This window comes from Thioalkalivibrio sp. ALRh (assembly GCF_000381425.1).
Taxonomy (GTDB): Bacteria; Pseudomonadota; Gammaproteobacteria; order Ectothiorhodospirales; family Ectothiorhodospiraceae; genus Thioalkalivibrio.
On the sequence record NZ_KB906519.1, the window covers coordinates 431,885 to 454,441 of the forward strand.

Genomic DNA, 22,557 nt, shown 5'->3' on the forward strand with positions numbered 1-22,557 from the left:
CGCAGGCCGCTACGTCAGTTGACGTAGCGCACCTCGAGGATCTCGTACTCCGTCTCGCCGCCCGGCGCCTGGACGGTCACGACATCGCCCTCTTCCTTGCCGATCAGCGCGCGCGCGATCGGCGAGGACACCGAAATCATGTTCTGTTTGATGTCGGCCTCGTCCTCGCCAACGATCTTGTAGGTCACCTTGCGCCCGTCCTCGGTCGCCTCGAGCACCACAGTCACACCGAACACGACCTTGCCCGTCTGCGGCAGGGCCGTGACGTCGATGATCTGGGCATTGGAGAGCTTGCCCTCCAGCTCGCGGATGCGACCCTCGATGAAGCTCTGCTGCTCGCGCGCAGCGTGGTATTCGGCGTTTTCCTTCAGGTCACCGTGTTCGCGCGCATCGGCGATCGCATTCACCACCCGCGGGCGATCCTCGCCTTTCAGCTTCTTCAGCTCCGCCTTCATCTTCTCGGCGCCGGTGACGGTCAACGGGGTCTTGTTCATGCGCTCTTCCCTCCGAGATTCTCCTGATGGAGGTCCTGCAGCCGGAACACATCGTTCGCCCCCAGATGATCCAGGGCCTGCACCGTGGCACGCGCACCGGCGATGGTCGTGGTATAGCCCACCTTGTGCATCAGCGCCTCGCGCCGAATGGTGTAGGAGTCGGAGGTCGACTGCTTGCCCTCCACGGTATTGATAATGAAGCTGATCTCGTCGTTCTTGATCATGTCGACAATATGCGGGCGGCCTTCGGTCACCTTGTTCACGCGCGTGACCGTGATGTCGGCCTCCTCCAGAACCTTCGCCGTACCGCGGGTCGCCAGGACCTCAAATCCCAGCTCGACCAGGCGCCGGGCGACCTCGGCCACATGCGGCTTGTCGATCTCGCGCACCGACACGAAGGCCTTGCCGGTGGACGGCAACAGCACGCCCGCCCCCAACTGGCTCTTGGCGAAGGCCTCGGCGAAGCTGCGACCGACCCCCATCACCTCGCCGGTGGACTTCATCTCCGGCCCCAGGATCGGGTCCACGCCCTGGAACTTGGCGAACGGGAACACCGATTCCTTCACCGAATAGTAGTCGGGGTAGACGGCATCACCCATGCCCTGCTCGGGCAGGGTCTGCCCGGCCATGCAGCGGGCGGCGATCTTGGCCAGCGGCCGGCCGACGCTCTTGGAGACATATGGCACGGTGCGCGAGGCGCGCGGGTTGACCTCCAGCACGTAGATATCGTCGCCCTTGATCGCGAACTGGGTATTCATCAGGCCGACGACCTTGAGCCCCAGTGCCATCTTGCGCACCTGCTCGACCATCTCGTCCTGCAGCTCCAGGGACAGCGAGAAGGGCGGCAGCGAACAGGCCGAGTCACCCGAATGCACGCCGGCCTGCTCGATGTGTTCCATGATCCCGCCGATGATCACGTTCTCGCCATCCGAGATGGCATCGACATCCACCTCGATCGCGTCATCCAGGAAGCGGTCCAGCAGCACCGGGGCATCGTTGGAGACGGACACCGCGTTCTGCATGTAGCTGCGCAGGTCTTCGCGGTCGCGCACGATCTCCATCGCGCGGCCACCGAGCACGTAGGACGGGCGCACCACCAGCGGGTAGCCGATCTCGTCGGCCAGCTTCTCCGCCTCTTCCTCGCTGCGCGCGGTGCGGTTCGGCGGCTGCTTGAGTCCCAGCTTGTTCAGCAGGGCCTGGAAGCGCTCGCGGTCCTCGGCCAGGTCGATCGAGTCCGGGCTGGTGCCGATGATCGGCACGCCGGCCGCCTCGAGATCCCGCGCGAGCTTCAGCGGGGTCTGGCCGCCGTACTGCACGATCACGCCGGCCGGCTGTTCGGTCGCCACGACCTCCAGCACGTCCTCCAGGGTCAGCGGCTCGAAGTACAGCCGATCCGAGGTGTCATAGTCGGTGGAGACAGTCTCCGGGTTGCAGTTGACCATGATGGTCTCGTACCCGTCCTCGCGCATCGCGAGTGCGGCATGCACACAGCAGTAGTCGAACTCGATACCCTGGCCGATGCGGTTCGGCCCGCCGCCCAGGACCATGATCTTCTGCTTGTCGGTCGGCTCCGCCTCGTTCTCCTCTTCATAGGAGGAGTACATGTACGCGGTCGTGGTGGCGAACTCGGCCGCACAGGTATCCACCCGCTTGTACACGGGGCGCACGCCCAGGCCGTGACGGTGCTTGCGCACGGCCTTTTCGGTCTCGTTGAGGAGCTTGGCCAGGCGCAGGTCGGAGAAGCCGCGCTGCTTCAGGCGGTACATCTCCTCGGCCTTGATGTCGCTCAGGATGCGATCCTTGAGACTCTTCTCGACATCCACCAGCTCCTGGATCTGGGCCAGGAACCAGGGATCGATCGCGGTCAGCTCGAAGATGTCCTGGATCGAGAAGCCGGCGCGGAAGGCATCGGCCACGTACAGCACCTGGTCGGGGCTGGGGTTGGCGAGCTTCGTGCGCAGCTGATCGACGACATCTTCGGCCGTCAGATCAATCCGCTCGTCAAGGCCGTCCATGTCGGTCTCCATCGAGCGCAGCGCCTTCTGGAACGACTCCTGGAAGGTGCGGCCGATGGCCATCGCCTCGCCCACCGCCTTCATCTGCGTGGTCAGACGCGCCTCGGCCTGCGGGAACTTCTCGAAGGTGAAGCGCGGGATCTTGGTGACCACGTAGTCGATGGACGGCTCGAACGAGGCCGGGGTCAGTCCGCCGGTGATATCGTTCTTCAGCTCGTCCAGGGTATAGCCCACCGCCAGCTTGGCCGCGACCTTGGCGATCGGGAAGCCGGTCGCCTTGGAGGCCAGCGCGGAGGAACGCGACACCCGCGGGTTCATCTCGATCACGATCATGCGCCCGTTCTCCGGGTTGATCGCGAACTGCACGTTGGAGCCGCCGGTCTCCACACCGATCTTGCGCAGCACCGCCAGCGAGGCGTCGCGCATGATCTGGTATTCCTTGTCGGTCAGGGTCTGCGCCGGGGCCACGGTGATCGAGTCCCCGGTGTGGATACCCATCGGGTCCAGGTTCTCGATGGAGCAGATGATGATGCAGTTGTCCGCCTTGTCGCGGACCACCTCCATCTCGAACTCCTTCCAGCCCAGCGCGGACTCCTCCAGCAGCACCTGGTTCACCGGCGAGAGATCGAGCCCGTTCTTGACGATGTACTCGAACTCCTCGCGGTTGTAGGCGATACCGCCGCCCGAACCGCCCAGGGTGAACGACGGCCGAATGATCACCGGGAAGCCGATCTTCGGCTGGACCTCCTGCGCCTCCTCCCATGAATGCGCGAGCATCGCGGTCGGGGTATCCAGGCCGATATCGGCCATCGCCGCCTTGAAGTGGTCGCGATCCTCGGCCATGTCGATCGCCGCCTCGTTGGCGCCGATCATCTCCACGCCGTACTTCTCGAGCACGCCTTCCTTCGACAGGTCCAGCGCGCAGTTCAGCGCGGTCTGACCACCCATGGTCGGCAGGACCGCATCCGGGCGCTCCTTCTCGATGATCTTGGCGACCGTCTCCCATTCCACCGGCTCGATGTAGGTGGCATCCGCCATCTCCGGATCGGTCATGATGGTCGCCGGGTTGGAGTTCACCAGGATCACCCGGTAACCCTCTTCGCGCAGGGCCTTGCAGGCCTGGGCGCCGGAGTAGTCGAACTCGCAGGCCTGACCGATCACGATCGGGCCGGCCCCGAGGATCAGGATGCTCTGGATGTCGGTACGCTTGGGCATGTGACGGCTCTCGCAGGCTGTCGAAATCGGAAATTCGGGAGGTGCTTTAGCTGCGCGCGGCGCGCATCATCTCGACGAAGTCGTCGAACGCCGGGGACACGTCGTGCGGGCCCGGGCTGGCCTCGGGGTGCCCCTGCAGGCTGAAGGCCGGGCAGTCGGTGCGGGCGATCCCCTGCAGCGTGCCGTCGAACAGCGACCGGTAGGTCGGCGTCAGCGTATCGGGCAGGTTGTCCTCGTCGATCGCAAAACCGTGGTTTTGCGACGAGATCATCACCCGCCCACTTTCCTCGTGTCGGATCGGGTGGTTCGCCCCGTGATGGCCGAACTTCATTTTCACGCTCTTGCCGCCGCTGGCGATGCCCAGCAGCTGATGCCCGAGGCAGATGCCGAACAGCGGCAGCTTGCGCTCGCAGATGTCGCGGATCGCCTCGATCGCGTAGGTGCAGGGCTCAGGGTCACCCGGGCCGTTGGACAGGAACACGCCGTCGGGCTTCAGCTCCATCACCTCGTCCACCGGCGTCTCGGCCGGCACCACGGTCACGCGACAGCCACGGTCTGCCAGTTTGCGCAGGATGTTCTGCTTCATGCCGAAGTCGTAGGCCACCACGTGAAACTCGGCCTGCTCCGGGTTCACCCGCGCCGGTTCCTCGCCGAGCTGCCAGGTGCCCTCCAGCCATTCATAACGGCTGCGCGTGGTGACCTCGCGCGCCAGGTCCATACCCTTGATGCCGGGGAACTCGCGCGCGGCCGCCAGGGCCGCAGCCTCGTCCACATCGCCGGCCTGGATGCAGCCGTTCAGCGCGCCCTTCTCGCGCAGGATGCGGGTCAGCTTGCGGGTATCGATCCCGCTGATCGCCACGATGCCGTGACGCAGCAGGTAATCCGGCAGCGACTCGCGCGAACGCCAGTTCGACACCAGCGGCGGCAGGTCGCGGATGATCAGACCGGCGGCATGGGCGCGGGCCGACTCGTCATCCTCCGGGTTGGTACCGGTGTTGCCGATATGCGGATAGGTCAGCGTGACCATCTGCCGGTGGTAGGAGGGATCGGTCAGGATCTCCTGATAACCGGTCATCGCGGTGTTGAATACCACCTCGCCGACCGTCTGGCCCAGGGCGCCAATCGCCTGACCATGAAACACAGTGCCATCTTCCAGGACGAGCAGAGCGGGCGCGGACACGGGGACCTCCGGATGGTCTGGGTCGAGGCCGCCAGGCCATTTGCCGGCGGCGATACTGCGATTCATTCGGGATCTTTGACCCGACCTCGCCCGCACCGTCTACCGGGGCTGGACCCCGCATTCGGACAACGGTTCGGCGGCTGAGTGACGGGTGCGGTTACGCCTGCAAGTGTACGCGAGCGCCGCGCACGACGTCCAACGAGAATGGCCGCTGCGCCCTCGTGGAACGCCTTCAAATACGGCCCTGTCCGGGAGGATCACATCACAGCACCTCGGGGCCAGACATGCGAAAGGGGCCACCCGGGCCCCCTTGCTGAATCTGGCGGAGAGGGAGGGACTACTCGGCACCGCGTGCCTCGCCCTCCGGGTCGTCGCCTGCGGCGACGTTCGGGTGCCGCGGCGCGTCACCCGTCGAACCCGGCTTTCTCATGTATCGAAGGTTCGAATCCCGATAGCTCCGGGGCCAGACATGCGAAAGGGGCCACTCGGGCCCCCTTGCTTGAATCTGGCGGAGAGGGAGGGATTACGCGGCACTGCGTGCCTCGCCCTTCGGGTCGTCGCCTGCGGCGACGTTCGGGTGCCGCTGTGCGTCACCCGTCGAACCCGGCTTTCTCATGTATCGAGGGTTCGAATCCCGATAGCTCCGGGGCCAGACATGCGAAAGGGGCCACTCGGGCCCCCTTGCTTGAATCTGGCGGAGAGGGAGGGATTCGAACCCTCGATACGGGGTTACCGTATACACACTTTCCAGGCGTGCGCCTTCGACCGCTCGGCCACCTCTCCGGTTTGTCCCGCGAAGGCACTGGCCTACGCGAAGCGCGAAAGGGTAAACCAGCGGCGGTCGGTTAGCAATGCGGACACCCGGCACGGGCACCATCAGCCATCCGAGGGCTTGCCCGGGCCGCGGCTGGGGAGCGACGGGAAGGCGTGGACATTGCCACTGTCCTGGCTGGCGTCCCGGATACGGGGCGTGCCGACGGCCGCGACCTCGTCAATCCGGATCAGCGCATGCATCGGCACATGGAAGCGTTCGACCCCCTCGAACTCGGTGCGCAGGCGCTCCTCGGAGGGATCGACTACCACCTGCGAGCGCTCGCCAAACAGCAGATCCTCGACAGTGACAAAGCCGTAGAGTTCGTCCTGATAGACCTCGCGGGCATAGATCTCGTAGACCTTGCCCTGGTTGAGGAAGCTGACGCGGTAACGGGTGGCGGACATATTCATTTGACTCATATTGGGGTAGCAACCGCAGATTGCAACGGGTTGGCGTTGGTCCGGACTGACAATGCCGGTATGATTCGGGCGTTTAACCGCCCAGCGCCTTCGGTACGCCTTCGATGAATCCCTCGCAGGAGCTGCTCGATCTATTGAGCCGCAACAGCCAGCCGTACGAGGACCCGCTCACTCACGTGCGCTGGGACGCGCTGTCGCTGGACGATTTCTGGATCCCGGAGGAGGCTGTCTCGCTCTTCGGCACCCCCGAATACTCGGCGCTGGACGATGCCTGCAAACGGCGCCTGTCGCAATACGAGTTTCTGTACTTCATCAGTGGCGCGCTGTGGCTGGAAGGCCTTTTCATGGAGCGCATCTCGCGCATATCCATGCACTCGGCCGGTCGTCTGGACCGGCTGAATTATCGCCTGCACGAGCTGCGCGAGGAAGCCGGCCACAGCCTGATGTTCATCGAGTTCATGCGCCGCAGCGGGCTGCCCCTGCCGGAACGCCGGTTCCCGAAGCCGAAGCTGGCCACCCTGGTCGGTCGTTTCTCTCCGTTCGAGTCCTCGATCTTCTGGATCGCGGTGATGATCGGCGAAGAGGTCCCGGATCGCATGAACCGACTGATCCGCCAGCACAAGGACTCGATCAGCCCGACGGTGGACGACATCGTGACCCGGCACATGATCGACGAGGCGCGTCACATGGCGCATGCCCGCGACACGCTGGAATCCTATCTGGATACGCTCCCGTCCTGGCAGAAATGGGCCTACCGCCCGCTGATGCGCCGCGTGTTCCGCCAGTTCGTGCATGCGTTCTACTACCCCACCCGCGACATCTACGAACTGGCCGGCCTGCCCGAGGGGCCGGACTATCGCCGCATCGCCCGCGAGAACCCACGCCGCGCCTCCTTCATCGACACCTGCGTTGACCCCGCGCTCAAGATCCTGCGCGACCAGGGTCTGGTGCTGAACTGGCGCTAGGGAAACACGAACGTGTTTCCCTACCATCCCCGGTGACCACCGGGGCAATTGGGTATGATCCAGTGCCATGGGCACGCATCTGAAACTCCGCCCCCCAAGCAGCACCTGGCGCCAGATCGAACTGGGGCTCTTCATCGTGCTGCTGACGGCCATCGTGCTGCGGGTGTACTACAACCCGCCAGCGGCGCTGGAACAGCTCACCTTCCGTGACGAGTTGCGAGTGGCCCTGGTCGAGCGCCCCCTGGGCCGCTCCGAGCTCGCCGCCACCGCCGGGCGGGACCAACTCGAGCTGGAGCTGCTGTACGGTCTGGCCGAGGAGCTCGACACGCGCCTGCGCGTGACCCGCGTGGACGACGCCGCCACCGCCCATCGCCTTTTGCGCCAACGCCGCATCGACATCGCCGCCGGCCTGCTCGTGCCGCCACACGATCCGTTGATCGAAGCCGGCCCGGAAATCCTGAGCGTGAAGCATGTCGTGGTCTTCTGGAACGAGAACGAACGGGCTACACCGCTGCTGGCGCTGACCGACATACCAGCCGGGGCGCGCGTCGGCATGACCGCACAGGCCCCCGTACCCGAGAGCCTGAGCCAGCCCTTGCTGGCCGAGGTCGGCATGGAACCGGAAACCCCGCCGGGGTTGTCACCGGATCCAGCAACCGAGGCCGAGCCAGCGCCCGAGGGGGGGGCATTCGACCCGAGCGCCTCCCTCCCGGACGGCGACGAAGAAACGGACCAGCCCAATGGCGAACTCATCCCCTACACCAACGCCGAGGCCCTGCGCGAGGCCCTGGAGCGTGGCGAGATCGACTACGCAGTGATGAATTCCCTGGAGTACCGTCGACTGCGGCGCATGCACCCGAACCTGCGTCAGGCACACGAACTGGAACGCAGCGCCGAGGTCCGCTGGCTATTCCCGGCAGGCTTTGATCGTAGCCTTATCGACGCCACCGAGGAGTACATCGCCAGGCTGCGCGACAACCGTGAACTGGAGTTGCTACTCGATCGCTATCTCGGCCATCTGGACACCCACGACCTGGTGGATGCCCTGACCTTCGCGCGCCGCGTCGAGCATCGCCTGGACCAGTTTCGTCCGCTGTTCGAGGAGGCCGGAGAGACCCACGATCTCGATTGGCGTTTCATCGCCGCGGTGGCCTACCAGGAATCCCACTGGAATCCCGATGCAGTTTCCCCCACCGGCGTGCGCGGACTGATGATGCTGACCCAGGTTACCGCCGAGGGGCTGGGCGTCGAGGACCGCACCGATCCGGCCGCGAGCGTCGACGGTGGCACGCGGTACCTGATCGACCTGCGGGAACGGCTGCCGGAATCGATCTCCGAGCCCGACCGCACCTGGATGACGCTGGCTGCCTACAACGTGGGACTGGGTCATCTGCACGATGCCCGGCGCCTGGCGGCCGCCAACGGCGACGACCCGGATCGCTGGCTGGATGTGATGCAATGGCTGCCGCGTCTGGCGCAGTCCGAATGGTACGAGCAGACCCGCTACGGCTACGCCCGCGGCTGGGAGCCGGTCCACTACGTGCGGAACATCCGCAGCTACTACGACAAGCTGGTGCAGCGCTTCCCGGAATCCGAAGAACTCAAGCCGCCCGCCCCCGAGCTCTACCGCCGAACCCCGCTGGCACTTTAACGACGTAACAGCGGGCTCACGGCTATAGCCGTCGCCGGATGGCGGTCGCGGGCAATTCCCCTATAATCGCGGGCCGAATTCCCGACCGAAAGGAACCTGGATGAGTCCGTCCACTCGCGCCTCGCTTCGGGCCGCCATTGGCCCGGGGCTGCTGATGGCCGGTGCGGCCGTGGGGGTCTCGCATCTGGTCCAGGCCACCCGGGGCGGCGCGGAGTACGGGCTTCTGCTGATCCCGATCGTGCTACTGGCCTGCCTGTTCAAGTACCCGTTTCTGGAGTTCGGCCCGCGCTATGCAGCCGCCACCGGCCATCACCTGCTGACCGGCTACCACCGGCTGGGCAATTGGGCCCTGGGTCTCTACATCGCGGTGACCGTGGGCACGCTGTTCGCCATCCAGGCGGTAGTCACGCTGACCACTGCCGGGCTGGTCACACTGGTATTCGACCTCGACCTCTCGGTCACGCTGGTCTCGGCGCTGGTCCTCGCTGCCTGCATCACCTTCCTGATGATCGGCGCCTACCGCGGCCTGGACCTGGGCATGAAGATCATCATGGCCGCGCTGAGCGTATCCACCGTGGCCGCAGTCGCGCTGGCCTTTCGCGAGGCCCCGGACCTCGCCACCCTGTCCGGCGCCCAGGAGTGGTCGAACCTCTGGACCCTGGCCGGCTTCGCCTTCATCCTCGCGCTTCTGGGCTGGATGCCCATCCCGCTGGACGTGGCCGCCTGGCACTCGATCTGGACCCAGGAACGCGCCCGCCAGACCGGCCACGCGCCGACCGTGCGCGAGGCCATCTTCGACTTCCGCCTGGGGTATCTCGGGGCCGTAGTCATCGCCGTCGCATTCATGCTGCTGGGCGCGGTCCTGATGTACGGCAGCGGCATCGGCTTTGCCGCCGGGGCCGCCGCGTTCTCGGCCCAGCTGGTAGACCTGTACGCCCAGAGCCTGGGCGAATGGAGCCGCACCCTGATCGCAGTGGCGGCCCTGACCACGATGTTCTCGACGACACTGGCCGTCACCGATGCCTACCCACGCGTGATCGTGGCGATCATCCGCACCCTGCGCGAGGACGGCCACGCGCCGCAGACTATGGACCCGTCGCGCAAGGGCGAGCGCGGACTCGACTGGTGGGGCTATCGCATTGCGCTGCTGGCCGTGGCCAGCGGTGCGTTGCTGCTGATCTCGCAGGCCGGGGAGCACTTCACGCGGCTGGTGGATATCGCGACGCTGCTGTCCTTCCTCTCCGCACCGATACTCGCGTGGATCACCTTCAAGGTGGTCATGTCGCCGGACATGCCGGAGGCGGCCCGCCCGGGGCGTGGCCTGCGCGGTCTGGCCTGGGCCGGCATCGCGTTCAGCCTGATCTTTTCGCTGCTGTATATCCTCTGGCGTCTGTTCGGCTGACCTCGCGCCTCAATCCCTGGTGCCCTCGCCACGGGCATGCAGGCAGAAACGCGCCAGGATCGCGACATCGTGATCGGCCTGCCCGGCCGCCAGCGCCTTGTCTACCGCGTGGCGCACCGGCTCCAGGCCGTCCAGGCTGAGGCCCACCTGCTCGCCCAGACCGGCCACGATGCCCAGATCCTTGTGGTAGAGCCCAGCCTGAAAGCCGGGCTCGAAGTCACCGTCCAGTAGGCGCTGGCCGTGCACCTCGAGGATACGCGAGGCGGCAAACCCACCCATCAGCGCCTCGCGCAGCCGCGCCGGATCGACCCCGGTCTGCTCCGCCAGTGCGAAGGCCTCGCCAATGGCGACCAGGGTCTCGCCCACCACCAGCTGGTTGCAGGCCTTGGTGATCTGACCGGCCCCGCTGGCCCCGACATGCGTCAGCGTCGAACCCACGATGTCGAAGATCGGCCGCAGCCGATCGACCGCCTCCTCCGGGCCACCAACCATCAGGCTGAGCGTGCCGCTGCGGGCCCCCGGCTCGCCGCCGGACACGGGCGCATCCACAAACACCACCTCCCGTTCTGCCGCGGCCTGCGCAATCGCGCGGGTGCGGATCGGGTCGATCGTGCTGTGGTCGACCACCAGCAGCCCCGGGCGGGCGTGCTCGAGCACCCCATCCGGGCCCAGCATCAGCTGCTCCACATCCGGGGTGTCAGAGACGTTCAGTACCAGCACGCGCACGCTGGAGACCAGTTCCGCCAGACTGGAGGCGGCCCCGGCACCCTCGGCTACCAGGGACTCCGCCGCCTCCGCCCGACGTGCCCAGACCCGGATATCCGCCCCGGCACGCAGCAGATTGCGGGTCATCGGGGCCCCCATGATGCCCAGGCCCACGCAGCCGATCGGCTGCAGTGCTTCGGGGAGGCTGGATGCAGTGGTCATGGCGAGGACTCCTGGCGAGGGACGGCCATCGAATGGGCGTCCAGTGGATTCGAAAGCCCCACACTCTAGCAACCTACACAACCGGAGGGTGGAGACCGCGAGGCATCGGCGAACACCCCCTGGTCGGCTGACTTCTGGCGTTTGTTCACGTCATGACCGTCAGTTTTGGCGGCCCGCTGGTCCGGCTGACGGATTTCTCCGAAGTAAACGTCATGGGTCTGGCGAACTCTCGCCGACCCCCCCCCCGCCCGGCTCGCCCTGACCGCAGGCCGCCTCGTCCTACCCGCCCTGCCCACCCAGTCACCGCGACAGCCCTGAACCCAATCCCCCGCCCATGGCTTCACTGAGACCTCCGAACGGTTTTTTATTATTTAATTATTTACCGTATTTCATGATGCGATTATCTTTAATTAGATCGGAATAATTACCCCGCGTTCCCGTCCTACCCACAACTGGATTCAAAAAGACACGGAAGCAAAACGGTCCAGTGTGCTTCCTAGAAGCTCGGCATACGCCACACCGAATATTTAAAAGAACGGGAAAACCGCAAGGAGCCCACCAATGAAGAAAGCTTTTATCCTGCCTCTGGCCCTGACCGCCGCCGCCATGCTCACCCTTCCCGGCGCCGCCATGGCCGACTACGGCGAACAAAAAGTCGTCTATCACGTGAACTACAACGACATGGACCGCCACATGGCCGCCATGGGCAACATACAGAATCACATCAATGCCGTGGGCGCGGAAAACATGGAGATCCGAGTGGTCATGCATGGCCCGGGCCTGCACCTGCTGCGTAACGCCAAGGAGAACGAAGACCTGGCCGCCCGCATCGAAGAACTGAAGATGCAAGACGTTGATTTCAATATCTGCAATGTCACCGTCACCCGGGGCAACGTGGACATCTCGGAAGAGCTTTTCGATGCCACCGAATACGACCTGGTGCCTAGCGGGGTCGGCGAGATCGGCCACCTTCAGACGCAGGGCTTCGTTTACCTGCGCCCGTAAGCGCCACATTTCCTCCAAGCCACCGAGTGTTCTCCCGGTGGCCCTTTGGGCTCGGCCTTGGCCGGGCCTTTTTCTTAAGCGGAACCAGGTTTCCCGAAGGAAATACACAACCAAAATTCCAGTCTTTATTTGAATATAGAAATTCCCGCAAAAATCAGCCGGACCAGCTGGAACAATCACCCCGTTAACGCGTCATATCAAAGCCGGACAAAGCAGCCCCAAAGGGAAGCACCGGATCCAAAATAAAAGGAAAATCCCAACCGGGACCTTGAACGAGGAAAACGCGTCATGAAGCACCTGCATATTATCGCCCTGGCTCTGGTCTCCTTCCTGCTGATCGCCCCGGCGACCGCGCTGGCGGAATACGGCGACCAGAAGGTGGTCTACCACGTGAACTACAACGACATGGACCGCCACATGGCCGCCATGGGCAACATCCAGAACCACATCAATGCCGTGGGCGCCGACAAGATGGACATCCGCGTGGTCATGCATGGTCCGGGCCTGGGCCTTCTGCGCAATGCCAAGGAGAACGAGGACCTGGCCGGCCGCATCGACGAACTGAAGCTGCAGGGTGTTGATTTCAACATCTGCAACGTCACCGTCACCCGCGGCAACATCAGCATCGCCGACGAGCTCTACGATGCCTCCGAGGACGACATCGTCCCCAGCGGTGTGGCCGAGATCGCCCATCTGCAGCAGCAGGGCTTCGTCTACCTGCGCCCGTAAAGCGACACCTGCCATCACACGCACGTTTGTCGTCTGAAGGCCCGGCAGCTGCCGGGCCTTTTTTGTGCCCGCGCCAGAGCCCTGGAACACGCGCGAATCATATTGGGCTATCCGCGGCAAACCGGTAAGGTATGCACTCCTTTCTTCCGCGAACCGCCTGCTTGCCCGCAATCCGCATCCAGTCCCTGTACAAACGATACGACGGCGTAGCCGTTGTCGATGGCGTGAACCTGGAGATCCCGCGCGGCGAGTTCTTCGGGCTGCTTGGGCCCAACGGCGCGGGCAAGACGACGACCCTGCGCATGCTGCTGGGGATGACCCCGATCGACGGCGGTCAGGTCGAAGTACTGGGCCTTCCGATGCCGGAAGGCGAGCGCGAGGTGCGCAAGCGCCTGGGCATCGTGCCGCAGTTCGACACGCTGGACCCGGACTTCACCGTGATCGAGAACATGCGAACCTATGCCGCGTATTTCGGTCTCTCCGGCGCAACGGTCCAGGCGCGCATCGATCACCTGCTGGGGCAGGTCAACCTGAACGACAAGCGCGGCGCGCGCATCAATGCCCTGTCCGGCGGCATGAAGCGCCGGCTGACCCTCGCACGCGCCCTGATCAACGAGCCCGAGGTCGTGGTGCTGGACGAGCCGACCACCGGGCTGGACCCACAGGCGCGCCACCACCTCTGGCGCCAGCTCCGGCAGCTGCGCGCCTCCGGCGTCACGCTGGTGCTGACCACGCATTACATGGAGGAGGCCCAGGAGCTGTGCGATCGCATCGCGATCATCGACCACGGCCGCATCATTGCCTGTGACCGACCCAGCCGCCTGATCGCCGAGCACATCGAACCCTGGGTGGTCACGGTCGGCGGGCCCGATGCCGGCACCGCGATCGAGCAGGAGATCGGCCCCCGGGATCGCGCCCATCAGGTCGCGGATACCTGGCTGGTCTACACGGCCGAACCGGACCGGCTGCGCGAACGCCTGCGCGCCCGGGGCCTCGAACCGACCCTGCGCGAGGCGGACCTGGAAGACGTGTTCCTGAAACTCACCGGCCACGAGCTGCGCGACTGATGTCCGACCCAACCTCGACCTGGCTCCCCCGGCCCAGCCTGCGCTTCGTCGCGGTCTGGCGCCGCAACCTTCTGGTCTGGCGCAAGCTCCTGGTGCCGTCGATGCTCGGCAACTTCGGCGAACCCATCCTCTACCTGCTCGCATTTGGCTACGGCTTCGGCCGCCTGGTGGGTGACCTCGACGGCATGAGCTACATGGTGTTCATCGCCTCCGGGATCATCTGCTCCTCGGCGATGTTCACCGCCAGCTTCGAGGGCATGTATTCCGCCTACACGCGCATGGCGGAGCAGAACACCTGGCTCGGGATGCTGGCCACACCGCTGACGCTGGACGACATCGTTTTCGCCGAGGCGATATGGGCCGCGAGCAAGGGCCTGATCAGTGCCACCACCATCCTCGTCGTCGCCGCAGTCCTGGGGCTGGTGAGCGACGCTCGCGCCCTGCTCGCCCTGCCGGTGATCTTCCTCGCCGCGTTCACCTTCGGCGCGCTCGCCCTGGTCATCACCGCGCTGGCGCGCAGCTACGACTTCTTCCTGTACTACTTCACCCTGGCGGTGACCCCGATGCTCCTGCTCTCCGGAGTGTTCTTCCCGCTACAGGAGCTGCCCAACTGGGTGCAGACCCTGGCGCTGGCCCTGCCGCTGGCGCACGTGGTCGAGATCGTGCGTCCGCTGATGACCGGCAGCTGGCCCGCCAGCGTCTGGCCGCACCTGGCGGTGATCACGGGCTACGGCGCGGCGGCTATCATCCTGGCGACCGCGCTGATCCGACGCCGCCTGCTGCGCTGACCGCAACGGCGGCTATGGCAAGATAGGCCCCCGTCCCAGGAAGACACCGCATGACCACGCCCGAGAACGATCCCAGTACCCCGCAGGAATACCGCGCCACCGTCGCCCGCGGGCTCGGCCCCCTGCTGGCCGAGGAACTGGTTACCCTCGGCGCCGCCGACGTGCGCGAGGAGGGCGGCGCGGTGCACTTCTCGGCCGATCTCGAGACGCTGTACCGCGTACTGCTGGGCAGCCGCATCGCCAGCCGTATCCTGCTGCCACTGGCGCGCTTCGAGCAGCCGGACGGGGATGGCTGCTACACCGCCGCCCGCGCGATCGACTGGCCCGCGCTGCTGGACCCCGGTGCGACCTTCGCGGTCGAGGTCGGCGGCAAGAGCCGCCACATCCGCCATACCCACTTCGCCGGGGTACGCATCAAGGACGCGGTGGCCGACGCCTTCCGCGAGGCAACCGGCGCCCGCCCGGACGTGGACCCGAAACACCCGGACGTCCGCATCCTGCTGCAGCTGCAGGGAGATCACGCCCGGCTGTCCGTGGATATCGGCAATGGCGGCCTGCACCGGCGCGGCTATCGCGGCGCCGGAGGGGCGGCCCCGCTGCGCGAGAACCTCGCCGCGGCCCTGCTCGCCCGTGCCGGCTGGCCCGCACACGTCGAGGACGACCCGGAACAGGCGCAGCTGCTGGACCCGTTCTGCGGCAGCGGCACCCTGGTGATCGAGGCCGCCCTGATCGCCACGCACACCGCTCCCGGGCTGCTGCGCCACGACTTCCGCCCGCAGGGCTGGGCCGGGCACGACGCCGCCCTGTGGCAGCGCTGCGTGGATACGGCCCAGGCGGCGGTCCGCCCCTGGCAGGGCCCGACGCTGCTGGGGTCGGATCGCGACCCGCGCGCGGTGCAGGCCGCGCGTCAGGCGGCCCGCACAGCCGGAGTCGCCGCCTGCACCCGCTTCGAGGTCGCCGACGTGCTGACCCTCACGCCCCCCGCACCGAACGGGCTGCTGATCAGCAACCCGCCCTACGGCGAACGCATCGGCGACCAGCCCGAACTGATCAAGCTCTACAGCCTGCTGGGCGAGCACCTCAAACAGGCCTTTGGCGGCTGGCAGGTGGCCCTGCTGGTCGCGGACACCACCGACTCCCGCCGCCTCGGGCTGCGGGCCACGCGCAAGTACCGCGTACACAACGGCCCGATCGACTGCCAGCTGCTGGAGTTCGACATCCATGCCCGCGAGGGACAGGCCGAGGCGGCAGCCCCTGCACCCGAGTTCGCCAACCGCCTGCGCAAGAACCTGAAGCACCTGGATCGGTGGGCGCGGCGCCAGGGCGTGACCTGCTACCGCATCTACAGCGCGGACCTCGACGAATACCCGCTTCTGATCGACCGCTACCAGGCCACCGACGGCTCCGTGCACCTGCATCTGCAGGAGTTCGCCGCCCCGGCCTCGGTCGAACCCGCGCGCGCCGAGGCACGCCTGCGCGGGGCGCTGGCCGCGACCCTGGAGGTCACCGGCGTCGCGCCCGCCCACCTGCACTACAAGCAGCGGCGCGCCCAGAAGGGTCGCTCGCAGTACCAGCGCGCCGAGACCGCACAACCCGCCCCCTTCTGGGTCGAGGAACACGGCTGCCGGCTGAAGGTGGAGCTGGATGCCTATCTGGACAGCGGCCTGTTCCTGGACCACCGCCCGATGCGTCGCCGCCTGCAGGAAGAATGCCGCGGACTGCGGTTGCTGAACCTGTTCTGCTACACCGCCGCGGTCAGTGCCCATGCCGCCGTGGGGGGCGCCCGCCAGACCGTCTCGGTGGACCTGTCCAATACCTACCTCGACTGGGCCGCCGACAACCTCGCGGCCAACGGCTTCGAGGCCAGCGTGCGCGATGGGCGCAGTCGGCGGCGCCCCGACACCCATGCGCTGCTGCGTGCCGACTGCATCACCTGGGTACGGGAGGCCGCAGACGACCCGGCGCTGCGCTTCGAGCGGATCTTCCTCGATCCCCCGACCTTCTCGAACTCGAAACGCACCGAGGCGAACTTCGAGGTGCAACGCGACCATGTCGAACTGATCCGGGACGCCGCGCGCCTGCTGACCGAGGGCGGCATCCTGTACTTCTCGACCAACCGCCGCCGCTTCGAACTCGACACTGAGTCCCTCGCGGGCCTGGAAGTCCGCGAGATCACTCGCGAGACGCTGGACGAGGATTTCCGCCGCCCACCCCCACCCCATCGCTGCTGGGCCATCTCGCACGCCGCGGACTGACCCACCACGAGACCCGGCATCGCCACCGGCCATGCAAGGGCGACGGACAGGCTCGCGAAGCGCACACGGCTTGCCGCGCTGCACAGAGACCACCACAAAAAAGGCGCCCCGTGGGGCGCCTGGAAGTACGGCTCCTGACAACGGAGCTCTCCTGCACAGCCTTAATCACCGTAACCGTAGTTCTCCACCAGGAAATCCACGATGTCGTCACGCTGCTCATCGGTGAGCCAGGTCATGCCGTAGTCTTCCATGTCGTCCATGACCCAGTTCCAGTCAGCACGATTCAGGTTCTGGTTGGTCGCCTGACGGATACCGTGGCAGGCCGCACAGGTCTGTTCAAACAATTCCTTGGTCGCCGAGACCTCTTCGGCCTTCTCTTCCTGGGCTTGTTGTTCTTCCTCGGGAATGGCCTCCTCGGCAACAACGGGCGAAGCCAGGGCCGCACACGCCAACCCCAGTAGCGACAGCATTACAAAACGCTTCATGCGTACTCCGTTCTGCTCAAGAGAAACCCGGGGAAATGATGCCCCGGGTATGGAGGTTTGTCACGCAGCGACCGTGACCGGGATCTTGTGGACGATGTTGCCGTCGTAGCCACGCGGGTTCCACGGCTGAACGATGGGCTGAGTATTGCCCTTGTCGTCCACCGCGCGGGCCCAGATCTCGTAGTAGCCGCGATTCTCGAAGGACAGCTCCTTCTCAAAGTGCACCCAGGCGTACTTGTTGACCGGGTCGCCCTTGAGATCGGCCTTCTCCCAGTTGAGACCAAAGTCGGTGGAGATCCAGACTTCCGCGACCTCGTCCTCGCCCGCCCAGGCATGGCCGGTGACCTTGACGGTCTCGCCACGCTCCAGACCGGTGTCCTTCTTCGGACCGGTGATCACGGACTTGATCAGCCACGGGCCGCCGACCTTCATGTCCTCTTCCGGCGGGCGCTCGCCCGGGGCCACCGGATACTTGGGCATGCGGTAGGAGTAGCCAGTCATGCCGCGGCCGTCGTGTTCCTGATCGCGCAGCGTGATCTTGTTCAGCCACTTGTGCGAGCAGGAGCCGTACCAGCCCGGCACCACCAGACGCACGGGGAAGCCGTGGGTCGCAGGGATGTCCTCTCCGTTCATCGCATAGGCCACGATGGTGTGCTCTTCCATCGCCTTGTCGATCGGCACGCCACGGGAGAACGGACCGCGGTCACCGAGGATCGGCTCGTAGCCCTCGTGCGCGGTGTAGACGGCGCTGTCCTTCACGCCGGCCCGCTCGAGGATGTCCTTCAGCGGCACGCCGGTCCACTTGGCGTTACCCACCGCACCGCGGTCCCAGGGGTTGCCGCGCGGCTGCGGGTCGAAGTTCGCACGGCCGTTGCCGCCACACTCGATGTGCAGGACCAGGTCCTTGCTGTCCATGCTCTTCAGGTCGTCGAGACCGATCTCCAGCTCTTCATGCACCTCGCCGTCGATCTTCAGCGACCAGCCATTCGGGTCGCGATCCAGCGCCTGCTGCGGGATCAGGTCGTTGTTGCGGATGAAATGACGGCTGGCCGGGGTAACCTCGTCTTCCAGCAGGTGCGGCGGGGTTTCGACGTTCAACGGGCGATCGTTATGGACGATCAGGCCATCCTCCTTGCCGGCGTCGGACATCGCGGACTTCGCCTGCTCGTCCTCGAGGCCATTCGCTTCGTCCGCCCAGGCAGCCGGGATCAGGCCACGCCCGAACAGGCCGCGCATCGCGGCGTCGGTGCCGGCACCAAAGCCGAACAGCGTCAGGGCAGCGCCGCCCACGCCCATGCGGCCCATGAAACGACGCCGGGAGACGGCTTCGTCAAAGATCTCGAGGGTCTGCGGGTCCGCCCCGGCGTCTTCCGTTACGCCTCGCAGGCGATCCCAGAATTGGTTTTCTTGTTTCCTGGTCATATGCTCCTCCGTCACACGGATCCTTGCGGTCAAGATCCCCCTCAACAAGGCCTTGTCGATTCAGGGATCCCTGAATCATTTAGATCAGGTTCAAATGAATTTCAAAGTTTTTCCAAGGAATTTTGGAAGGAGTTTTCTGGTCTGGTAAAAGCCGGCATGTAAAACAAAAACTTGCAATTTATAAGGATAAAATGATGAAAGCCTGGTTTCTGTTCGCCCTGTTCCTGACCCCGGCCTTCGCGCTGGCCGACAGCATCGAGATTCGCGACATCGAGGAGGGCGAGGGCCCCGAACTCGTACGGCACGACACGGCCCTGGTCCACTATGTCGGACGCCTCGAGGAAGACGGCTCCGAGTTCGACTCCAGCCGCGGCGGCCAGCCCCTGTCCGTGACCATCGGGTCCGGCCAGACGATCCCCGGCTTCGAGCAGGCGGTGAAGGGCATGCGCGAGGGCGGCAAGCGCGAGGCGATCATCCCGCCGGAGCTGGCCTACGGCGAGCGCGGCGCCGGCAACATCATCCCGCCGAACGCCACCCTTCGCTTCGAACTCGAGGTCGTCGAGGTCCAGCGCGCCCCGTTCACCGGCCTGGACAACGAGGGACTGGCCGAGAAGCTGGATGAGGGGGTCACCATCGTCGACATCCGTCGCCCGGACGAGTGGGCCGAGACGGGCGTGGTGGAAGGCAGCCATCGCATCACCGCGTTCGAGGAAGACGGCAGCCTCAACCCGGAGTTCGGCAGCAAGTTCACCGCGCTGGTCGACTCCGACGACGAGGTGATCCTGATCTGCCGCGTCGGCAACCGCACCAGCGCACTCGCCCAGGCCCTGTCGGAGGGGCTCGGCTACGACAAGATCTACAACGTGACCGACGGGATCATGGAATGGCTGGACGATGACCGTGTCGTACGCCATGACTGCCCCGATCACGAGGAGACCGCTCAATGCTGATAACGGCGCCGCCACGACGCCCGCTCAAACCCACACCTGCATCGCGCACCAGCGCCAGCCCGTTCTACGGGCTGGCGCTCGGCCTGCTGATCGGTCCCGGGATGTCCGCTCCCCTGCTGGCCAACGAGACTGAACCGACGCCCCCCCTGCCCGAGGCCGTGACCACCGAGCACTCGCTGGAACTGCTCGACGGCAGCACGCTGGACTACCAGGCCACGGTCGGCTATGTCCCGCTGGGCGAGTCGATGGACGACCCCGATGCCCGGGTGTTTACCGTCAGTTACACGGTGGACAGCGACGAAGATCGTCCGGTCACCTTCATGGTCAACGGCGGGCCCGGCGCGGCCTCGGCCTACCTGAACGTGGGCGGCCTGGGGCCGCGGGTACTGGAGACCGACGACCAGGGTCTGGCCGCCTCCACGCCGCCCCGGCTGGTCGACAATCCCAAGACCTGGCTGGCGTTTACCGATCTGGTCTTTATCGACCCGGTCGGGACCGGCTTCTCGCGCGTGATGGGCGGCGAAGCCGATCAGTACTTCTCCCGCGACGGCGACCTGGCCGCGATGGAGGAGACGCTGGAACGCTGGCTGGATGAACACGGCCGGCGTGGCGACGCGGTGTACCTGGCAGGCGAAAGCTACGGGGGCTACCGCGCCGCCGCGTTGCCGGCGCGCATTGCCAAGGGCTCCGGCATCAGCCTGAGCGGCACAGTGCTGATCTCGCCCGCGCTGGATTACGGCATGCTGGAACACGGCACCGCCCGCCCGATCGGCTGGGCCCTGAGCCTGCCGGCGATCACCGCCGCCGCGAAGGCACAGGGTCGCCTGGGCGATGACCCGCCCAGCCTGGAAGAGGCCGAGGCCTTCGCCCTGGGCGACTACCTGCAGGGTCTGATCCACCCCGGGCAGATCGACGACGACTGGATCGGCGAGGTCGCCCGCTTTACCGGACTGTCGCGCGATCGCCTGAAGGCCACACGGGGACGCATCACGCTGGACATGACCCAGCGCGGCCTGCTGATGGACGAAGGCCGGCTGGTCAGCCTGTACGACGGCGGCATCGACAACCTCGACCCGGTGCCCACCAACATCATGCCGCAAGCCGATGCGATCCTGGACGGCCTGACCGCCCCGCTGTCCACCGCGATGCTGGACCACCTGCGCAACACCCTGGACTGGGAACACGGGCACCAGTACCGCCTGCTCAGTCGCGACGTGTTCCGGGCCTGGGACTGGGAGGCCAGCGGCCGCGAGGGACACTTCACCGCGATGGACGAGCTGGCCACCGCCCTCTCGCTCAACCGCGACTTCCGGATCTTCAGCGTGCATGGCGAGGCAGATCTGATCACGCCCTACTTCACCACCGAGTGGCTGCTGGGCCAGATCGCGTTCGCCGCCGGCGACGAGGCCGACTCGCGCATCATCCCGCGCGCCTACCCGGGCGGGCACATGCTGTACATGCGGGCGGACACCAACGAAGCCCTGTTCAACGACGCCGAGGCGTTCTATCAGGGCGAACTGCGCGCCGACGACTGAACCGAAACCAATCGCGTGGCGTGCCCGCTGCCCGGGTCCGCCCGCCAACCTGGCCAACACCACATGACCACCCACCACGACATCCCTACCCACCTGGTTACCGGCTTTCTGGGGGTGGGCAAGACGACCACCATCCGCCAGTTGCTCGCACTGCGCCCCGAGGGCGAGCACTGGGCCGTGCTGGTCAACGAATTCGGCGAGATCGGCGTAGACGGCGGCCTGCTCGCGGATACCGGCGTCGCGCTGGAGGAGATCCCCGGCGGCTGCCTTTGCTGCGTCTCCGCGCAGATGTTCACCGTCGGCCTGAACCGGCTGATCCGCTCGCAGCACCCCGACCGCATCCTGATCGAGCCCACCGGGCTCGGGCACCCGGCCGAGATCATCCGCACCCTCACCCAGCCCCCCTACGATGGCGTGCTGGACCTGCGCGCCACGATCACGGTCATGGACGCCCGCCACCTATCCTCGCCCCGCCACCGCGAACACCCGAACTGGAACGACCAGATCGCACTGGCCGATGTCCTGCTGGCCAACAAGGCGGACCTCTACAGCGAGGCGGATCGCGAGGCCCTGCAGGCGTTTGTCGCTGCCATGCCGCCACCACGTCCGCTGGTGGTCGAGACGACCCAGGGATGTGTGGAACCGGCGTGGCTGGAGCACCCCCGGCTGGAACGCGGCGGGGCCCTGTTCCCGGAGGCTCGGGCGTTTCTATCCGCGGGTGACACGCCCGACCACGACCACGACCACGACCACGACCATGGTCATGGTCATGCACCCAACGAGCACGGGTACGAACCCGTGACCATCGACACCCGGGGCGATGGCTACCTGGGCCGCAGCTGGCTGCTGCCCGAGGGGCAGGCGTTCGACCACACGGTCCTGGAGACGCTGGTGAGCGGCTTCACCGGAGAACGCCTCAAGGGTCTGGTGCTGACCGATCAGGGCTGGCAGCGCATCAACCGCGTGACGGGCGACGGCGGACTCGAGGCCATGGAAGCGCCCGCCGCCGGCACCCGCCCGCGCATCGAGGCCATCCTTCCGGAGACCGACGCCCAGGCGCTGGACAACTTCGACCAGGCCCTGCAGCAGGCTCGCACCGGCCCTCAGCGTATCGCGCAATAAGTCAGGGGGACGGCCCGGGCAACCGATGCGATTCGCTACGCTCATCGCATCCTACGCGCCCGAGCTCCCCTCCGAGATGACCGTAGGATGCAATGAGCCCCGCGAATTGCATCAACC

Annotated in this window: 18 protein-coding genes, 1 tRNA gene and 1 other RNA gene; 11 read left to right on the plus strand and 9 right to left on the minus strand. The window is 66.0% G+C overall.

The annotated features are described in order from the left end of the window. Positions 1-14: 14 nt before the first annotated feature. The 6 genes from greA to F791_RS0102095 all read right to left on the minus strand — a co-directional run bounded on the left by greA (position 15) and on the right by F791_RS0102095 (position 6,122). The gene (greA, locus tag F791_RS0102075) at positions 15-494 is read right to left on the minus strand and encodes a transcription elongation factor GreA (protein ID WP_018138285.1); all 480 of its coding nucleotides are present in this window, start codon (positions 492-494) and stop codon (positions 15-17) included. Beyond that, positions 491-3,724 (minus strand): carbamoyl-phosphate synthase large subunit, encoded by a 3,234-nt coding sequence (carB, locus tag F791_RS0102080; RefSeq protein WP_018138286.1) that lies wholly within the window; start codon positions 3,722-3,724, stop codon positions 491-493. The genes greA and carB overlap by 4 nt, the downstream gene beginning before the upstream one ends. Positions 3,725-3,770: 46 nt before the next feature. After that, the gene (gene carA / locus F791_RS0102085; RefSeq protein WP_026182198.1) at positions 3,771-4,904 is read right to left on the minus strand and encodes a glutamine-hydrolyzing carbamoyl-phosphate synthase small subunit; all 1,134 of its coding nucleotides are present in this window, start codon (positions 4,902-4,904) and stop codon (positions 3,771-3,773) included. Between the two features lie 506 nt (positions 4,905-5,410). Further along, positions 5,411-5,562, minus strand: a non-coding RNA gene (locus F791_RS13375) — RtT sRNA. 34 nt (positions 5,563-5,596) lie between these two features. Continuing rightward, a tRNA-Ser gene (locus F791_RS0102090) sits at positions 5,597-5,687 on the minus strand. 93 nt (positions 5,688-5,780) lie between these two features. Further along, positions 5,781-6,122, minus strand: coding sequence for a DUF1820 family protein (locus F791_RS0102095; protein WP_018138288.1), 342 nt, complete (start codon positions 6,120-6,122; stop codon positions 5,781-5,783). A gap of 119 nt (positions 6,123-6,241) precedes the next feature. Here F791_RS0102095 and F791_RS0102100 point away from each other — a divergent pair, with 119 nt between their 5' ends. From F791_RS0102100 to F791_RS0102110, 3 genes are all read left to right on the plus strand, one after another. Further along, positions 6,242-7,102: a diiron oxygenase gene (locus F791_RS0102100; protein ID WP_018174730.1), complete on the plus strand. Its 861-nt coding sequence runs from the start codon at positions 6,242-6,244 to the stop codon at positions 7,100-7,102. Positions 7,103-7,169: 67 nt separating this feature from the next. Next, positions 7,170-8,753, plus strand: coding sequence for a membrane-bound lytic murein transglycosylase MltF (gene mltF, locus F791_RS0102105; protein WP_019592108.1), 1,584 nt, complete (start codon positions 7,170-7,172; stop codon positions 8,751-8,753). A 100-nt stretch (positions 8,754-8,853) separates the two neighbouring features. Continuing rightward, a complete protein-coding gene (locus tag F791_RS0102110) occupies positions 8,854-10,155 on the plus strand; it encodes an NRAMP family divalent metal transporter (protein ID WP_018138291.1) in 1,302 nt (433 codons plus the stop codon). A gap of 9 nt (positions 10,156-10,164) precedes the next feature. Here F791_RS0102110 and F791_RS0102115 read toward each other — a convergent pair whose 3' ends face one another. After that, on the minus strand, positions 10,165-11,082 hold the full coding sequence (locus F791_RS0102115; RefSeq protein ID WP_018138292.1) for an NAD(P)-dependent oxidoreductase: 918 nt from the start codon (positions 11,080-11,082) through the stop codon (positions 10,165-10,167). A gap of 561 nt (positions 11,083-11,643) precedes the next feature. On the opposite strand from F791_RS0102115, the gene F791_RS0102120 reads away from it, so the two are divergent. The 5 genes from F791_RS0102120 (at position 11,644) to rlmKL (ending at position 16,926) form a co-directional block, all read left to right on the plus strand. Next, positions 11,644-12,087 carry a DsrE family protein gene (locus tag F791_RS0102120; protein WP_018993683.1) on the plus strand — a complete coding sequence of 148 codons (444 nt, stop codon included), beginning with the start codon at positions 11,644-11,646 and terminating at the stop codon, positions 12,085-12,087. Between the two features lie 288 nt (positions 12,088-12,375). Further along, positions 12,376-12,816, plus strand: coding sequence for a DsrE family protein (locus tag F791_RS0102125; protein ID WP_018138293.1), 441 nt, complete (start codon positions 12,376-12,378; stop codon positions 12,814-12,816). 161 nt (positions 12,817-12,977) lie between these two features. After that, positions 12,978-13,883, plus strand: a complete 906-nt coding sequence (locus F791_RS0102130) for an ABC transporter ATP-binding protein (RefSeq protein ID WP_026332994.1) — start codon at positions 12,978-12,980, stop codon at positions 13,881-13,883. Beyond that, a complete protein-coding gene (locus F791_RS0102135; RefSeq protein ID WP_018138295.1) occupies positions 13,883-14,671 on the plus strand; it encodes an ABC transporter permease in 789 nt (262 codons plus the stop codon). The genes F791_RS0102130 and F791_RS0102135 overlap by 1 nt, the downstream gene beginning before the upstream one ends. 50 nt (positions 14,672-14,721) lie before the next feature. After that, on the plus strand, positions 14,722-16,926 hold the full coding sequence (gene rlmKL / locus F791_RS0102140; RefSeq protein WP_019592110.1) for a bifunctional 23S rRNA (guanine(2069)-N(7))-methyltransferase RlmK/23S rRNA (guanine(2445)-N(2))-methyltransferase RlmL: 2,205 nt from the start codon (positions 14,722-14,724) through the stop codon (positions 16,924-16,926). A gap of 161 nt (positions 16,927-17,087) precedes the next feature. Here the strand turns inward: rlmKL and F791_RS0102145 are convergent, their stop codons facing one another. Both F791_RS0102145 and F791_RS0102150 read right to left on the minus strand, forming a co-directional pair. Next, positions 17,088-17,411 carry a cytochrome c gene (locus F791_RS0102145; protein WP_018138297.1) on the minus strand — a complete coding sequence of 108 codons (324 nt, stop codon included), beginning with the start codon at positions 17,409-17,411 and terminating at the stop codon, positions 17,088-17,090. 60 nt (positions 17,412-17,471) lie between these two features. Continuing rightward, positions 17,472-18,833 (minus strand): sulfite oxidase, encoded by a 1,362-nt coding sequence (locus F791_RS0102150; protein ID WP_018138298.1) that lies wholly within the window; start codon positions 18,831-18,833, stop codon positions 17,472-17,474. A 194-nt stretch (positions 18,834-19,027) separates the two neighbouring features. On the opposite strand from F791_RS0102150, the gene F791_RS0102155 reads away from it, so the two are divergent. From F791_RS0102155 to F791_RS0102165, 3 genes are all read left to right on the plus strand, one after another. Beyond that, positions 19,028-19,783 (plus strand): FKBP-type peptidyl-prolyl cis-trans isomerase, encoded by a 756-nt coding sequence (locus tag F791_RS0102155; RefSeq protein ID WP_019592111.1) that lies wholly within the window; start codon positions 19,028-19,030, stop codon positions 19,781-19,783. Then, positions 19,777-21,318, plus strand: a complete 1,542-nt coding sequence (locus F791_RS0102160; protein WP_019592112.1) for a S10 family peptidase — start codon at positions 19,777-19,779, stop codon at positions 21,316-21,318. The genes F791_RS0102155 and F791_RS0102160 overlap by 7 nt, the downstream gene beginning before the upstream one ends. A gap of 63 nt (positions 21,319-21,381) precedes the next feature. After that, positions 21,382-22,440, plus strand: a complete 1,059-nt coding sequence (locus tag F791_RS0102165; RefSeq protein ID WP_019592113.1) for a GTP-binding protein — start codon at positions 21,382-21,384, stop codon at positions 22,438-22,440. Positions 22,441-22,557 lie beyond the last annotated feature (117 nt).

Coding starts and splice junctions, on each gene's coding strand:
- greA (WP_018138285.1), bottom strand. CDS start 494: ATGAACAAGACCCCGTTGACCGTCACCGGCGCCGAGAAGATGAAGGCG.
- carB (WP_018138286.1), bottom strand. CDS start 3,724: ATGCCCAAGCGTACCGACATCCAGAGCATCCTGATCCTCGGGGCCGGC.
- F791_RS0102095 (WP_018138288.1), bottom strand. CDS start 6,122: ATGTCCGCCACCCGTTACCGCGTCAGCTTCCTCAACCAGGGCAAGGTC.
- F791_RS0102100 (WP_018174730.1), top strand. CDS start 6,242: ATGAATCCCTCGCAGGAGCTGCTCGATCTATTGAGCCGCAACAGCCAG.
- mltF (WP_019592108.1), top strand. CDS start 7,170: ATGGGCACGCATCTGAAACTCCGCCCCCCAAGCAGCACCTGGCGCCAG.
- F791_RS0102110 (WP_018138291.1), top strand. CDS start 8,854: ATGAGTCCGTCCACTCGCGCCTCGCTTCGGGCCGCCATTGGCCCGGGG.
- F791_RS0102115 (WP_018138292.1), bottom strand. CDS start 11,082: ATGACCACTGCATCCAGCCTCCCCGAAGCACTGCAGCCGATCGGCTGC.
- F791_RS0102120 (WP_018993683.1), top strand. CDS start 11,644: ATGAAGAAAGCTTTTATCCTGCCTCTGGCCCTGACCGCCGCCGCCATG.
- F791_RS0102125 (WP_018138293.1), top strand. CDS start 12,376: ATGAAGCACCTGCATATTATCGCCCTGGCTCTGGTCTCCTTCCTGCTG.
- F791_RS0102135 (WP_018138295.1), top strand. CDS start 13,883: ATGTCCGACCCAACCTCGACCTGGCTCCCCCGGCCCAGCCTGCGCTTC.
- rlmKL (WP_019592110.1), top strand. CDS start 14,722: ATGACCACGCCCGAGAACGATCCCAGTACCCCGCAGGAATACCGCGCC.
- F791_RS0102145 (WP_018138297.1), bottom strand. CDS start 17,411: ATGAAGCGTTTTGTAATGCTGTCGCTACTGGGGTTGGCGTGTGCGGCC.
- F791_RS0102150 (WP_018138298.1), bottom strand. CDS start 18,833: ATGACCAGGAAACAAGAAAACCAATTCTGGGATCGCCTGCGAGGCGTA.
- F791_RS0102155 (WP_019592111.1), top strand. CDS start 19,028: ATGAAAGCCTGGTTTCTGTTCGCCCTGTTCCTGACCCCGGCCTTCGCG.
- F791_RS0102160 (WP_019592112.1), top strand. CDS start 19,777: ATGCTGATAACGGCGCCGCCACGACGCCCGCTCAAACCCACACCTGCA.
- F791_RS0102165 (WP_019592113.1), top strand. CDS start 21,382: ATGACCACCCACCACGACATCCCTACCCACCTGGTTACCGGCTTTCTG.